The sequence below is a fragment of the Acinetobacter sp. NIOH-H-8 genome, from assembly GCF_046635365.1.
GTDB lineage: Bacteria > Pseudomonadota > Gammaproteobacteria > Pseudomonadales > Moraxellaceae > Acinetobacter.
Genome location: NZ_JBHDVN010000007.1, coordinates 54,915 through 69,189, shown reverse-complemented (window position 1 = coordinate 69,189; position 14,275 = coordinate 54,915). Strand labels below are relative to the sequence as shown.

At 43.5% G+C, this 14,275-nt stretch carries 13 protein-coding genes and 2 tRNA genes; 9 read left to right on the top strand and 6 right to left on the bottom strand.

Annotated features, from left to right (window positions below):
• Window positions 1-3: 3 nt before the first annotated feature.
• The 6 genes from ACEWB7_RS05070 to ACEWB7_RS05045 form a co-directional block, all read right to left on the bottom strand.
• Complete coding sequence (locus tag ACEWB7_RS05070) at window positions 4-414, bottom strand: SEL1-like repeat protein (protein ID WP_125278893.1); 411 nt, start codon at window positions 412-414, stop codon at window positions 4-6.
• A 320-nt stretch (window positions 415-734) separates the two neighbouring features.
• Window positions 735-1,076: a hypothetical protein gene (locus tag ACEWB7_RS05065; protein ID WP_004787163.1), complete on the bottom strand. Its 342-nt coding sequence runs from the start codon at window positions 1,074-1,076 to the stop codon at window positions 735-737.
• Window positions 1,077-1,219: 143 nt separating this feature from the next.
• A tRNA-Glu gene (locus ACEWB7_RS05060) sits at window positions 1,220-1,295 on the bottom strand.
• Window positions 1,296-1,331: 36 nt separating this feature from the next.
• Window positions 1,332-1,407 (bottom strand) — tRNA-Ala (locus ACEWB7_RS05055).
• Between the two features lie 57 nt (window positions 1,408-1,464).
• Complete coding sequence (gene gltX / locus ACEWB7_RS05050) at window positions 1,465-2,973, bottom strand: glutamate--tRNA ligase (protein ID WP_262737953.1); 1,509 nt, start codon at window positions 2,971-2,973, stop codon at window positions 1,465-1,467.
• Window positions 2,974-3,112: 139 nt separating this feature from the next.
• Entirely contained in the window at window positions 3,113-3,418 is a 306-nt protein-coding gene (locus ACEWB7_RS05045; protein WP_005233572.1) for a hypothetical protein, read from the bottom strand.
• Window positions 3,419-3,814: 396 nt separating this feature from the next.
• Here ACEWB7_RS05045 and ACEWB7_RS05040 point away from each other — a divergent pair, with 396 nt between their 5' ends.
• The 9 genes from ACEWB7_RS05040 (at window position 3,815) to ACEWB7_RS05000 (ending at window position 14,266) form a co-directional block, all read left to right on the top strand.
• Complete coding sequence (locus tag ACEWB7_RS05040; RefSeq protein WP_411580476.1) at window positions 3,815-4,819, top strand: sulfate ABC transporter substrate-binding protein; 1,005 nt, start codon at window positions 3,815-3,817, stop codon at window positions 4,817-4,819.
• A gap of 242 nt (window positions 4,820-5,061) precedes the next feature.
• Entirely contained in the window at window positions 5,062-6,081 is a 1,020-nt protein-coding gene (locus tag ACEWB7_RS05035) for a sulfate ABC transporter substrate-binding protein (RefSeq protein ID WP_004787154.1), read from the top strand.
• 190 nt (window positions 6,082-6,271) lie between these two features.
• Window positions 6,272-7,183 (top strand): 16S rRNA (cytosine(1402)-N(4))-methyltransferase RsmH, encoded by a 912-nt coding sequence (rsmH, locus tag ACEWB7_RS05030; protein ID WP_034702209.1) that lies wholly within the window; start codon window positions 6,272-6,274, stop codon window positions 7,181-7,183.
• A 10-nt stretch (window positions 7,184-7,193) separates the two neighbouring features.
• Complete coding sequence (gene ftsL, locus ACEWB7_RS05025; protein WP_034702206.1) at window positions 7,194-7,526, top strand: cell division protein FtsL; 333 nt, start codon at window positions 7,194-7,196, stop codon at window positions 7,524-7,526.
• 15 nt (window positions 7,527-7,541) lie between these two features.
• Window positions 7,542-9,365, top strand: a complete 1,824-nt coding sequence (ftsI, locus tag ACEWB7_RS05020) for a penicillin-binding protein PBP3 (protein ID WP_034702203.1) — start codon at window positions 7,542-7,544, stop codon at window positions 9,363-9,365.
• Between the two features lie 11 nt (window positions 9,366-9,376).
• Complete coding sequence (locus ACEWB7_RS05015; protein WP_034702201.1) at window positions 9,377-10,873, top strand: UDP-N-acetylmuramoyl-L-alanyl-D-glutamate--2,6-diaminopimelate ligase; 1,497 nt, start codon at window positions 9,377-9,379, stop codon at window positions 10,871-10,873.
• Between the two features lie 8 nt (window positions 10,874-10,881).
• A complete protein-coding gene (locus tag ACEWB7_RS05010; RefSeq protein ID WP_411580475.1) occupies window positions 10,882-12,285 on the top strand; it encodes a UDP-N-acetylmuramoyl-tripeptide--D-alanyl-D-alanine ligase in 1,404 nt (467 codons plus the stop codon).
• Window positions 12,286-13,404: a phospho-N-acetylmuramoyl-pentapeptide-transferase gene (gene mraY, locus ACEWB7_RS05005; RefSeq protein ID WP_034702197.1), complete on the top strand. Its 1,119-nt coding sequence runs from the start codon at window positions 12,286-12,288 to the stop codon at window positions 13,402-13,404.
• 58 nt (window positions 13,405-13,462) lie between these two features.
• Entirely contained in the window at window positions 13,463-14,266 is an 804-nt protein-coding gene (locus ACEWB7_RS05000; protein WP_034702194.1) for a putative RNA methyltransferase, read from the top strand.
• Window positions 14,267-14,275 lie beyond the last annotated feature (9 nt).

The following is a 14,275-nucleotide window of genomic DNA, read 5'->3' as shown; positions in this document are numbered from 1 at the left end:
TATTTAGTATTGGACACTCATTTGGCTATAAGTGTTTGATAGTAGCCTCGCAGCTTTTAAATGACCTTGCTGTTTAGCCTTATTCAGCCATTCTTCAGCATGAAAATAATTCTGATCTAAACCTAGACTACCTTTAAGAAAGTGTTTACCCAGTCTATATTGCGCTTCGGCGTGTCCACGCGTGGCTGCACTTAAGTAGTTCCAGAAAGCATTACGTTGATAATTTTCTTGCTGCTCTAGCTGCACAATTTGAAAATGTTCAGCTTGGTGTTGCTTTAAAACATGGTAAAGCTTTTCAAGCAGTACAGCTTCCAGATAATAGGTGTCTGCTTCAGAAATAGAATTCTCCACTTCTGAACTTGTAGGCTCATCATGAGAAAACATAAAATGTATGACTTTTTTAAGTTTAAGCATTTTTATTCCTCACCTTTGCCATTATTAATAATTAATTAAACTATCCACTAAAGATTACAATATAAAGCGGTTTTATTTCGGTAATGAATTACATGCTTTTAGTCTCATGTTGATATTTTTGTGTATTTAATGAGCAAAAACAAGCAGTAGAAATAAAAAAACTTCATTTTAAAAGTGAAGCAAATTGGAAGAAATATGAATTTTGTTGTTCTAGTCGACATTTTGATATTAAGGGGTTAGGAGATTTAGTTTTACTAATAAAAAAATCTTGCATAAGCATGCAAGATTTTTCGGCTTTGAAAGTGAGTAAATTATAGAAATCAGATTTCCCACTCATGATTGCATTCACGGCATTTCCATTTTTTTTGACTTTGCATGAAAGCCTGCATGGAAATTTTAAAATCAGGTAAATCTTTATAGAACATGAAGCCTGCGATCAGACAGATTATAAACACGATCACAGTAGCGGTCTGTAAAGTCGTACCTGCACCATCTCCAAAAATCCACATCGCGATGCTAATGATGACCAATAGCAATAATACAAACAGGGCAGGCACCAGCATGATCAGGCTTTTAGGCACGACAGGACGCGCCGCCGGTTGACCTGGCTGAGCCACGGGCATGATTTTTGGGCTTTGACATTTAGGGCAACGATATTGCATTACAACTCCAAAATTCTAAATTACTGATTATTTTATCGGAAGATACGCAAAAACCGAAATACCGCCAATATAAAACAGACAGACAATAAAAAACCCAAGTCACAATGCTTGGGTTTTTTATTAAGATGTTGCCATCTTGAATATGGCGTCCCTACGGGGATTCGAACCCCGGTTACCGCCGTGAAAGGGCGATGTCCTAGGCCTCTAGACGATAGGGACAAATGAGGCAAATACACAGGTAAAGCAAGACTTATTTGGTGGAGTCAAGGAGGATCGAACTCCTGACCTCTACAATGCCATTGTAGCGCTCTACCAACTGAGCTATGACCCCAGTCTGTGTGAGCGCTATATTATGGATATAACGTTCAGCCGTCAACTAAAAAATAAATTAAGCTTGATCAACTGCTTCATTTTTCGGCAGTTTCAGACTCTCATTCAGTTTTTCCCAAGCTTTTACTTCTTTCTTGCTAGGACCACCGACCACTTCCAGTGCATGGCGCAGACGGGCAAAAGTCAGATCCGGACCAATGGTAACCATGGTCTGCATGACTGGAGTAGAAGCGGTTGAACCAGCAATCGCAATAAAGAACGCTGGCATAAAGTCACGTAATTTAACGCCCATCTGATTCGCCAGATCCATCAGTGTTTGGCTGACAGTGTCATTGTTCCAGGTGAACAGGCTTTCCAGACGCCAGATCGCAAATTGCAGGCTTTGACGAACTTGTTCTTCAGAAAGTTTTTTGCTTTCGAACTGTTCTTTAGTCAAAGTCGGGAAATGGTTGAAATAATGCGCTGACCAATTCACTGCTTCAGACAGCAGATTGATCCGTGGTTGAATTGCAGCAGCGATTTCTTCCAGTTTGGCACGGTCTGCTTTCCAAGCCAGTAAGGTATCTAGCAGTTCAGCAGGAGAGAGAGCTTTAATCCACTGACCATTCAACCAGTTTAGTTTTTCAACATCAAAGATTGGACCACCCAGAGAGACACGGTTAATATCAAAGTGTTCAATCATTTCAGCCAAAGTGAATTTTTCACGCTCATCTGGCATTGACCAGCCCATACGGCCAAGATAGTTCAGCAACGCTTCTGGCAATACACCGATGTCTTTATAATAGTTGATTGAAGTCGGGTTCTTACGTTTAGACAGTTTTGATTTATCCGGATTACGCAGTAGCGGCATGTGGCATAGGACTGGCATATCCCAACCAAAGTATTTGTACAGCAACTGATGTTTCGGTGCAGATGGAATCCATTCTTCACCACGAATCACATGCGTAATTTGCATTAGGTGATCATCAACCACGTTTGCCAGATGGTAAGTTGGCAGACCATCAGTTTTTAGCAGAATTTGCATGTCGACTTGCGCCCAGGGAATTTCTACTTCACCACGGAGCATATCATTAAAGGTACATACCCCTTCAGTCGGCACTTTCATACGGATGACATGCGGTTCGCCAGCAGCCAGACGACGTGCCACTTCTTCTTTAGATAGTTTTAGACCGCGGCCATCGTAGCGTGGAGTTTCACCACGAGCTTGCTGTTCAGCACGCATTTCATCCAGTTCTTGCGCTGTTGCGAAACAGTAGAAGGCATGACCTTTATCTACCAATTCTTCTGCGTATTTTTTATAGATGCTCATTCGTTCTGACTGACGGTACGGTGCATGTGGACCACCGACATCTGGGCCTTCTGACCAGTTCAGGCCTAACCAGCGTAGTGAGTCCAGAATCATTTTTTCAGATTCAGGAGTAGAGCGCAGCTGATCCGTATCTTCAATACGAAGAATGAATTCACCACCGTGCTGTTTGGCAAAACACAGGTTGAACAGGGCAATATAGGCAGTTCCCACATGCGGGAAACCGGTAGGAGAAGGTGCAATACGAGTACGAACAGTCATAACCGGATCTAATCTTAAATATAAAATTGCAGCTATTATAACGAAAAAGCCACATCACTTAATGCTTTATTCAACATTGGATGATGCGGCTTTTCAGGATGAGCAAAATATAACGAATGTGGAGAACTAAAACTAAGTCTTATGAATTGCTCGGAGAAAAAATACTTTGTACAAAGCGGGTAAAGCGCAGGTTTTGAGCTGCAAAAAAGCTTTGAGTCGGATTTGATTTGAACGCAGTCAGCGCTTTAAGTTCATCCTCAGTATGAAAAGCATTTTTATCAGCTTTATGTTGCTGAATTGCTTTTTCAATTGGTGAGGTTTTCACTTCAATTGCATTTACAGAGGCTTTAGGTAGCTCTGTTTTTACAACTACGGCATGACCAAGTTGAATCGAGAACAGCATGATAAGACTTAGGATGCTGGCTGTGAATATTTTAAATTTCATATCCAAACTTCCTCCTTGGCTCTGGTTAATCTTGTTTTGTTAAAAATGTTGTTATAATACTGGCTACAATCTAATCACATTCAGATATAAAAAAGTAGAACCAGGTCACATTTTTTACAAAAAAACTAATATTTCTCTGTGGAAAATTACTAAATTTCAGAATTTCCACATTTAAGTTGCCTATTTGTAACAGATAACTGTGTAGAGATCGTGAAGAACTGTCTTAAATTGTAGCAGGATATTAAATTTTTAGGGGAAAATGTATCCGAAATGAATTGTGAGCATATATATCAAAAATAGAATACGATTGGATAAAATATTATAAACGCATGATTGTTAAGTACTTTTTTATTTATATAGTGCTGGATAAAGATAAATTAGCAATGAGCTCCAATCATGAAAAAGATAATAACTTCTACTATTTTAGTATTACTTGGCGGAAGTGCCATTTCTGGCTATGCTGCTAAAGACTTTCTCAATGTTTCCTATGACCCGACCCGTGAATTCTATCAGGAATATAATGAAGAATTTGGTAAGTTCTGGAAACAGAAAACCGGGCAAGCGGTCAATTTCAAACAGTCGCATGGGGGTTCAGGCAAACAGGCACGCTCTGTGGTGGACGGTTTGCAGGCCGATGTCGTCACTTTGGCGCTAGGCAATGACATCGAAGAAATCGTCAATGCAGGCTTAATCGAAAAGGGCTGGCAGAAAGAGTTCCCAAGTAATTCGGCTCCTTATACTTCTACAATTGTCTTTCTGGTTCGTAAAGGCAATCCAAAACAGATTAAAGACTGGAATGACCTAACCAAACCAGGCGTTGAAATTATTACGCCAAACCCAAAAACTGGCGGTGCACCGCGCTGGATTTATCTGTCGGCTTGGGGTTATGCCTTGAAACAGCCAGGTGGTAATGATGCTAAAGCCAAAGAACTGGTGAAAAAACTCTATGCCAATGTCAAAGTACTGGATTCAGGTGCGCGTGGTTCCTTAACGACCTTTGCTGAACGCGGAATCGGCGATGTATTACTCTCTTGGGAAAATGAAGCGTTATTGGCTACGCAAGGTCTGGGTAAAGATAAGTATGAAATTGTCTATCCTTCAATTTCTATTCTGGCTGAGCCTTCAGTGGCGATTGTCGACAAGACCGTGGATAAAAATGGCAACCGTAATTTAGCCAAAGGTTATCTGAACTATTTATATTCACCAAAAGGGCAAGAGCTGGCAGCGAAATATTACTTCCGTCCACGTGATGCCAAAGCAGCAGCGAAACATGCAGCTCAATTCCCGAAAATCCAGACTTTTACTATTGATAAAGTCTTTGGCGGCTGGGCAAAAGCGCAGAAAACCCATTTTGTGAATGGGGCGATCTACGATCAGATCTCTGCGGAAAACCGTAAATAATTTTACTTACTGAACCATAATGAGAAAGCGGATAATTTATTATCCGTTTTTTTTATATCTAAAGCATAAAATGCTATAAAAATGGGATAAGCCTTTAATCTAGAAATTTTTATTATATAAAACATGAAATTAAAACAAAAAATAACTAAATATTACCCTGTATGCACTTTGTTTGCTCAATTGCGAAAAATAACTTTATTTCATATAGTTATATCTAATGAAGATAATCTCCCGATGCTCTTATGAAAACTCAATTAAAATCACTGGTTAGTGCTGCCTTATTGGCAACAGGTCTGACATTTACTGCAACTGCGAGCCAAGCCGCGGATCGTGAATTCCTGAACGTTTCTTATGATGCGACCCGTGAATTCTATGACGAATTCAACAAATCTTTTGGTGCCTACTGGAAAAAACGAACCGGTATTGATGTGAACTTTAAACAGTCTCACGGCGGTTCAGGTAAACAGGCCCGTTCTGTGGTCGACGGTTTAAAAGGTGATGTGGTTACTTTGGCATTGGCAAACGATATTGAAGAGATCGTAAGATCTGGTCAGATTCAGCCAGGCTGGCAAAAAGAGTTCCCGCATAATTCTGCACCTTATACTTCAACGATTGTCTTCATGGTACGTAAGGGTAACCCTAAAGGAATTAAAGACTGGAAAGATCTGACTAAGCCGGGTGTAGAAATTATTACACCGAACCCGAAAACTGGTGGTTTGCCACGTTGGGTCTATCTGTCAGCTTGGGGTTATGCAGAGAAACAGCCAGGTGGTAGCAAAGCAAAAGCTCAAGAATTTGTCGGCAAGCTTTATAAAAACGTAAAAGTGATGGACTCTGCTGCACGTGCATCGATGACCACATTTGCTGAACGTAATATTGGTGATGTGTTGTTAACTTGGGAAAATGAAGCTCTGGTAACGCAAAAAACTTTAGGTAAGAATAAGTTTGATATCGTTTATCCATCTTTGACCATTCTGACTGAACCCTCTGTAGCCATCGTAGATCGTACAGTGGATAAAAATGGCAATAAATGGTTAGCTAAAGGTTATATCAACTATCTTTACTCTCCACTTGGTCAGGACATGGCAGCACGACATTTCTACCGTCCACGTAATGAGAAAGTATTAGCCAAATATTCATCACAGTTCCCGAAAATTAAAACCTTTACGATTGATGAAGTATTCGGTGGCTGGGCCAATGCACAGAAAACTCACTTTGTGAATGGCGCAATCTTCGACCAGATCTATAACTCGAAGCGTTAATCTGTTGATTAGAAAATAAATTTAAAATATAAAAAAGCTTCCTCGATGGAGGCTTTTTTATCGGCTGTCGAAAAATAAAAACGGTTTTCTCTATAGAAATTAATATTTATCTACAAAAAGTCGTTTGGAGCTTTAGCTAAACAGAGTGATAATGTGCAGTTAAATTTTTCGCCCTATTGATTGAGTTTTTATGTCACATATTTCTGTATTACTTCACGAAACGATTGATGCCTTACTGGCTGGTCGCAATACGGGAATTTATGTGGATGGAACCTTTGGCCGCGGTGGGCATACACGTTTATTGCTTTCCAAATTGGATGAAAATGCACGCGTCTATGCTTTCGATAAAGACCCGCAAGCATTGGCTGTTGCCGCAGAACTGGAACAGGGAGATTCACGTTTTAAAATTATCCATGCCAGCTTCGCTGATTTAAAACAGGCACTGGCTGAGCAGGGTATTGAAAGTGTAGATGGTGTGATGGCTGACTTAGGGGTGTCTTCACCGCAGCTGGATCAGGCAGAACGCGGTTTCAGCTTTATGAAAGATGGCCCGCTGGATATGCGTATGGACAACTCGCAAGGTCCGACTGCAGCAGAATGGCTGGTGGATATTGAAGAAGAAGCACTGGCCAATGTGATTTTTCAGTATGGGGAAGAGCGTTATAGTCGTCGTATAGCCAAAGCGATCAAGGCTGCCGGATATATTGATACCACAGCCAAACTGGCGGAAATTGTGAAAGTTGCCCATCCAAAATGGGAAAAAAATAAACATGCTGCCACCCGAACTTTCCAGGCAATTCGTATTGCTATTAATAAAGAATTAGAAGATATTGAAACTTTCCTCCCTCAAGCGGTTGAAATTTTAAAACCAGAGGGACGTTTGGCTGTGATCAGCTTCCACTCACTGGAAGACCGGTTGATTAAGCAGTTTATTCAAAAAGAATCAACGCTTGAAGAAGATTCAGGCTGGGGAATGCCGCAACAACAAAAGGATACGCGACGTTTAAAGAAAATCGCCCGGGTCAAGGCAAGTGATGAGGAAGTTAAAGCCAATCCTCGTTCACGTAGCGCATGGCTGCGCGTGGCAGAACGTTTAGCTTAATAGGCACATCATGAAAACTGAAGTGGTTGATAAAAAAACAGAAAAATTATGGCTGAAAAAAGTCATTGTTTACCTCATATTGATATTGATGGTCTTCATCAGTGCGGTATTTGTCGTCTTCCAAGTCTTTGAATACCGTCAGGATAACCGCAAACTAAGTACCTATCTGCGCGAACGGGATGACCTGAATGCAGAGTGGGGACGTTTGCTGATTGAACAGCAGACCTTTGGTGCGACCGCGCAAATTGGTACCCGTGCAGTGACCCAGTTAAGGATGTATTCACCTCCGATTTCACAGAGTGTCGTGATTTCCTTACCACAACCTTCAGATGAGAAAAAATAAGGCTAGCGCTCGAACATGGTAGACAAGAGAAAGAAGCAACCGGTACGTAAAAAGCAGTCCGTCACCGAGAAAAATGCCTTAAATGTTTATATCAACCGTTTTTACATCATGTGGGCTGTGGTGCTACTGTGTTTTGTGACACTGATCGGCCGAGCTTTCTATGTGCAGATTATCAATAAAGACTTTCTGCAAAATAAAGCCAATGCCAATATTTTACGAACCAATACCATCAAGGCCATGCGTGGCGTAATTTATGATCGTAATGGTATTCCGCTGGCGATCAGTACGCCGATTATGAAAATCGTGATTGACCCACGTGACTATTTTGATAATAAAAAACTCTATGATGAAACCATGCTGGCACTACAGAAAGAGCCGAATAGCCGTAAACTGAAACGCCAGCTCCCAGATAAAAACCTGAATCTGGATGAGCTGGCTGATGCAGTGGGCATGGATCGTGCTGAATTGCGCAAAAAGATGGAAGAGCGTCCACGTTCACGTTATCTGATCCTGAAAAAAGAAGTGCCGCCACAACAGGCGGAACTGATCATGAAGCGTAATTTCCAAGGTGTGTATACCGAGAAAAACTATAAGCGCTATTATCCTCAGCCCCAGCCAAACTCCCAGATTATTGGTCTGACCAATAGTGAGGGAATTGGGATCGAAGGTCTGGAGATGCAGCTGAATACCCGTCTTGCCGGTCAGGATGGTGAACAGCAGATTATCCGTGACAAGAAAGGCAACCGGGTTAAAGAACCGGAAGTGATTAAAGAAGTCGAGCCGGGTGAAAACATTACCCTGAGTATCGACTCACGTTTACAGTACATTATGTATCGTGAACTGACTGCAGCAGGCGTCGCCAATAATGCCCGCTCCGCAACAGCGATTGCAGTCGACGTCAAAACCGGTGAAATTCTGGCAATGTCTTCTTGGCCCTCTTATAACCCGAATGACAAGAATGGCTTATTAAATAAAGACGCAATGCGTAACCGTGGCGCTGTCGATTCCTTCGAGCCGGGTTCAACCATGAAGCCGCTAACTGTGGCGATGGCTTTGGAGAGTGGGAAATATACAGCCAATTCGGTGATCAATACGAGTCCAGGTAGTATGCGGGTCGGAAACCACACCATCCGTGATACGCATAACTACGGTCAGTTGACACTGGGTGGCATTATCCAGAAATCATCAAACGTTGGTGTGGCCAAATTGGCTTTATCACTGCCGTATGAAACTTTACCGACTTTCTATAAACGTCTTGGTTTTGGTCAGCGTTCCGCAGTGAAATTTCCGGGCGAAAGTTCCGGTCTGATTCTGCCGCCAAGTAAATGGAATGTGTCTGAAGTAGCAACCATGGCGTATGGTTATGGTCTGAATGCGACTGTGCTGCAATTGGCTGATGCCTATGCCATGCTGGCGAACAAAGGTGTGAAAGTGCCTTTAAGTCTATATAAGTTAGAAGAACAGCCACAAGGCGAGCAGATGATTGATCCACAAATCGCAGAACAGGTTCTGCTGATGATGGAAACAGCAACTTTGCCTGGTGGTACAGCAACCCGTGCAACCGTACCTGGTTATCGTGTTGGAGGTAAAACTGGTACTGCGCATAAATTGCGTGCCGACCGTAAAGGCTATTCAACTAGTGAATACCGTGCTTTATTTGCTGGTGTAGCACCCGTGAGTGATCCGCGTATTGCTATGGTGGTGGTCGTGGAAAATCCGCAAGGGTCTTATTATGGTGGTACGGTATCTGCACCTGTCTTTGCCCGTGTGATGCAGGAATCTTTACGCCTGCTGAATGTCCCTTTGGACAAACCTTTAGAATCTCCCAAAGTCCAGTAAATAGGTGATCAATGTCCATTACATTTCAAGATCTCTACGCCGTTCAAGAACCTGCTGAATGGATGCGACAATCCTTTCAGGGTTTCGAACTGGACAGCCGCAAAGTTAAACTGGGGCAAATTTTTATTGCCCTGACCAGCTTGTCTCAACCTGAAAAAACCGCAGAATATGCCAAGAAAGCCCTGTCATTAGGCGCGTTAGCGGTGATTTCTGAACAGGAGCTGGGTGTTACTCCAGCTTTGGTAGTACCCAATGTCCGTCACCTGATGGGCGAATGGCAGAAGCGCTATCTGCAAGCGATTCAGCCAGTCAATGCTGCCCGTATTCTGGCCGTGACCGGTACCAATGGTAAAACCACGATTTCCCGTCTGGTTGCTGAGTTGCTGATGCTGCAAGGCAAAGCTTGTGCAGTTATGGGGACTACAGGGAATGGTGTTTTGCCGAATCTGGAAGCCTCTTCTCATACCACACTGGATGCCCTGCAATTGCAAAATGCCTTGCATGCCTATGCACAGGCAGGCGCGGAATTTGCTTCAATTGAAGCGAGTTCGCATGGTCTGGAGCAGGGCCGTCTGAATGGTTGTGCGATTGAAATTGCGGCTTATAGCAATTTAAGTCGTGACCATCTCGACTATCACGGTACGCTGGAAGCTTATGCAGAAGCAAAATCGCGTTTATTCAGCTTTGAATCTCTGAGAGTTGCAGTCATCAATATTGATGACGCACATGCAGAGGTGATGCTGAATACTGCAAAAGCCAATCCGAATCAGCCGAAAATTCTGACTTATTCTTTGTCGCAAGCAGCTGATTATCAGGTTCAGGATATCCAGTACAGTATTTCCGGTGCTGAATTCAAACTGATCACTGCACAAGATACATTTACTGTGCATAGTCCTTTGCTGGGTCATTTCAATATCGAAAATCTGGTTGCCAGCCTGGTTGTGGCAGAGCAAGCCGGTTTTGCATTAGCCGATTTAATTGCAACTGTGCCCGAGCTGAAAGGTGCTCCAGGCCGTATGCAGGTCATTCGTGATGATGAGCGTCTGTTTGTGGTGGATTATGCGCATACTCCAGATGCTCTGACTCAGGTCTTGCTTACACTGAAGCGTCATGTCAGCCAAAAACTCTGGGTTGCTTTTGGCTGTGGCGGTGATCGTGATCGTGGCAAACGTCCGCTGATGACTCAGGCGGCCCTCGAAGGTGCTGATATTGCAGTGCTGACTTCGGACAATCCGCGTACTGAAGATCCAAACCAGATTTTCGCTGACATGAAGCAGAGTATCGATTTTTCAGGCAAAACCTATCATGAAATTCATGACCGTCGTGAAGCAATCCGCTTTGTAGTCGACCAGGCGCAGCCAGGTGACATTGTGGTGATTGCCGGTAAGGGACACGAAAATTATCAGGAGATTGATGGGGTGCGACATTGGTTTGATGATGTGGTCGAGGTACAGGCCGCAATTGATGCCCAGCATCATAACCGTGATTTAGCATTTCCAGCGCATTAGGATTTCACATGCATACTTCAACAACAAGTACCGTGCCTCTAGAGTCATGGACAATTGAACAGTTACAGCAAGCCACTCAGGGTTATTGGCTGAATGATAAAAAACCTGAAGGCCAGATTAAGCGGATTTTAACTGATTCCCGTCATGCCGAAGCAGGTGATGCTTTTCTGGCATTGAAAGGTGAGCGTTTTGATGCGCATGACTTTATCGCACAAGTGGCTGAGAAGGGCTGTGGAATCGCGATTGTCAGCCAACCTGTTGACGCAGATATTTGTCAGCTAGTAGTTGAAGATACTCGCCTGGCGCTGGGTCATCTTGGCGCATATCGTCGTCAGCAAAATCCACAGCTCAAAGTCATTGCTTTGACTGGCAGTAGCGGTAAAACCACGACCAAGGAAATGCTGGGCAGTATCCTGTCACGTCTGGCACCGACTTTAGTCACTCGCGGTAACCTGAATAATGATTTGGGTGTCCCAATGATGTTGCTGGAACTGCGTGCTGAACATCAGTATGCGGTGATGGAGCTGGGTGCGAGCCATCAGGGTGAAATTGATTACACTTCCAATCTGGTACAGCCGCATGTGGCCGGTATCATTAATATCGGTACTGCACACTTAGGTGAGTTTGGTGGCCGTGATGGGATTTGTCGCGCTAAATCTGAAATCTATTCACATATTTCTGAAACTTCGATTGTGCCTGCAGCGGATGATTATGCCGAGCAGATTCGTGCAGCCGTCAAAACCGAGAAGACTCTAAGTTTTGGTCAGGGCGGTGATGTCTATGCAACTGACGTAGAACTACATCCGCAATCTGCGACTTTCACGTTAAATACACCACAAGGCACTATAACTGTAAATCTGCCATTTGCTGGTGAACACAATGTGCAGAACGCAACTGCAGCAGTGGCTTTCTCTTTGGCGATTGGTATTAGTCTGGATGATATCGTGGCTGGCCTTGAACAGGCTGTTGGTGCCAAAGGTCGTTTGAACTTTATTCCGCACAAAGATTTTTTATTTATTGATGATACCTACAATGCCAATCCAAGCTCGATGCGTGCAGCGGCTGAAGTTTTAGCGCAGCAGCAGGGTATTCGAGTGATGGTGACCGGTGATATCGGTGAACTGGGTTCATCTACCGCGATCGAGCATTATAAACTTGGTCGGGATCTGGTATCGGTCAAAGGCATTAATTTTGTGGTGGCTGTGGGTGAATTTGCTCCAGCTGCACAAGAAGGTGCACGTAGTACGCAATATGGTAAGAAGATGCAGGCTTTCCTCAATCAGGAGCAGGCTTTACCATTTTTAATTGATTTGATTGAAACACATCATCCCCAGCCAATGTCTTTTCTATTTAAAGGGTCGCGTTTTGCCCATATGGAAACATTAATGGCTGCATTGATGGAGAAACTCTAAATGCTGTTATGGCTATTTGACCAGCTGGCGGGCTTTGATAGCACGTTTCAGGTGGTTCGTTATTTAACTTTACGTGCTTTGCTCAGCGTTTTGACTGCTATGACTATCGGTTTGGTCTTGGGTCCGATCATGATTCGCAAATTGCAGGCACTAAAATATGGTCAGGCAGTAAGTTCGTTTGCTCCTGAGAATCATGCCAAGAAAATGGGTACACCGACCATGGGTGGGGTATTAATCCTGCTCTCGATCGGGATCTCCACCTTACTGTGGGCGGACCTGACGAATCCTTATGTCTGGATTGTGCTCTCGGTAATGGTGATTTTCGGCGCCGTTGGCTGGGCGGATGACTGGATTAAAATCCGTTATAAAGACAATGCCGGTTTACCTGCACGCAAGAAATTCTTTTGGACGTCTGTAGGTTCAATCGGTGCTGGTATTGCACTGTATGTGATCGCACAGCAGCAACCGAATCCAGTTGTGACTGCCAACATGCTGGATGTGTTGATTCCATTCTTTAAGGATCACACCATTCCATTGTCCGTGATTCCGCTGGGAATTGGTTTCATTATTTTCACTTACTTCGTGATTAATGGCGCATCCAATGCCGTGAACCTGACCGATGGTCTGGATGGTCTGGCAATTATGCCAATTGTCCTGGTTGCAGCCGGTTTAGGGGTGTTTGCTTATCTGGCAGGCGATGTACGTTTCGCTAACTACTTACATATTCCTTATGTGAAATATTCTTCTGAACTGGTAGTCATCTGTGCTGCGATGATTGGTGCCGGTCTGGCATTCCTCTGGTATAACGCTCATCCAGCTCAAGTGTTTATGGGTGACGTGGGTGCATTATCTTTAGGTGCAATGCTGGGTACGATTGCCGTGATGGTACGTCAGGAAATCGTGTTTGCGATTATGGCAGGTGTATTCCTGGTGGAAGCAATTTCAGTCTTCCTGCAAATCGGTTCATTAAGAATGCGTAATAAACGCGTTTTCTTAATGGCACCGCTACACCACCATTATGAAAAGAAAGGTTGGCGTGAAACTCAAGTCGTCATCCGTTTCTGGATTATTACGATTATGCTAGTAGTTTTGGGCCTAATGACCTTAAAATTACGCTAAGAAATGCATTTGAAAAAGTCGGCGCATGCCGGCTTTTTTGTTTTGGAGAAATTAAAAAATGAACCTACTGATGTGTCCTGTTTGTCGTGAGCAGTTACGCTTAAATGAACGTACATGGCGCTGTGACAATCAGCATAGCTATGATGTAGCCAAGCAGGGTTATGTGAACCTGCATGTGGTGCAGCATAAACATAGTAAAAATCCAGGTGATACGCCTGAATCTGTGCAGGCACGCCGTGCATTTCTGAGTGCAGGTCACTATGCACCTCTGCAACAGGCTGTGGTTAAGAAAATCCGTGAGCTGCGGATTGAAAATCTGCTCGATATTGGTTGTGGCGAAGGCTATTACACCAATGCCATGCAGGCTGAAGTCATGCAATGTGTCGGCGTAGATATTGCCAAAAATGCAGTTCAGGTTGCAGCTAAACTGAATAAAGAAATTACCTGGGTGGTAGGGACAGGGGCAACCTTGCCGGTATTGGATCAATTCATTGATCTCTGTACCAGCTTATTTAGCCCGATTCCGAAACAGGAAATCTTGCGGGTATTAAAGCCAAAATCTTATTTGATGGTAGTGACGCCTGCACCACAACATTTGTACGCGATGCGTGAAGCCTTATTTGAGGAAGTGAAAGCACACGAGCCACAGAAATTTGTTGAGCAGTTGCAGGATGTATTTAATCTGGTAAGTGAACAGGTGATTGATGCGCCAATGACTTTGCCTCAAGCGGATTTAAAAAACCTGATTGCTATGACTCCCTATGCTTATAAAGCCAAACCTGAACGCCGTTTGGCACTTGAGCAGCAGGATCAATTCAATTTAATGGCCCAATTCCAGATTTATGTATTTCAGAAGAAGTAAATCGGTTAT

Bases quoted from the DNA above. Each gene is read 5' to 3' on its own strand.
- ACEWB7_RS05070 (WP_125278893.1), bottom strand. From the start codon at position 414: ATGCTTAAACTTAAAAAAGTCATACATTTTATGTTTTCTCATGATGAG.
- ACEWB7_RS05065 (WP_004787163.1), bottom strand. From the start codon at position 1,076: ATGCAATATCGTTGCCCTAAATGTCAAAGCCCAAAAATCATGCCCGTG.
- gltX (WP_262737953.1), bottom strand. From the start codon at position 2,973: ATGACTGTTCGTACTCGTATTGCACCTTCTCCTACCGGTTTCCCGCAT.
- ACEWB7_RS05045 (WP_005233572.1), bottom strand. From the start codon at position 3,418: ATGAAATTTAAAATATTCACAGCCAGCATCCTAAGTCTTATCATGCTG.
- ACEWB7_RS05040 (WP_411580476.1), top strand. From the start codon at position 3,815: ATGAAAAAGATAATAACTTCTACTATTTTAGTATTACTTGGCGGAAGT.
- ACEWB7_RS05035 (WP_004787154.1), top strand. From the start codon at position 5,062: ATGAAAACTCAATTAAAATCACTGGTTAGTGCTGCCTTATTGGCAACA.
- rsmH (WP_034702209.1), top strand. From the start codon at position 6,272: ATGTCACATATTTCTGTATTACTTCACGAAACGATTGATGCCTTACTG.
- ftsL (WP_034702206.1), top strand. From the start codon at position 7,194: ATGAAAACTGAAGTGGTTGATAAAAAAACAGAAAAATTATGGCTGAAA.
- ftsI (WP_034702203.1), top strand. From the start codon at position 7,542: ATGGTAGACAAGAGAAAGAAGCAACCGGTACGTAAAAAGCAGTCCGTC.
- ACEWB7_RS05015 (WP_034702201.1), top strand. From the start codon at position 9,377: ATGTCCATTACATTTCAAGATCTCTACGCCGTTCAAGAACCTGCTGAA.
- ACEWB7_RS05010 (WP_411580475.1), top strand. From the start codon at position 10,882: ATGCATACTTCAACAACAAGTACCGTGCCTCTAGAGTCATGGACAATT.
- mraY (WP_034702197.1), top strand. From the start codon at position 12,286: ATGCTGTTATGGCTATTTGACCAGCTGGCGGGCTTTGATAGCACGTTT.
- ACEWB7_RS05000 (WP_034702194.1), top strand. From the start codon at position 13,463: ATGAACCTACTGATGTGTCCTGTTTGTCGTGAGCAGTTACGCTTAAAT.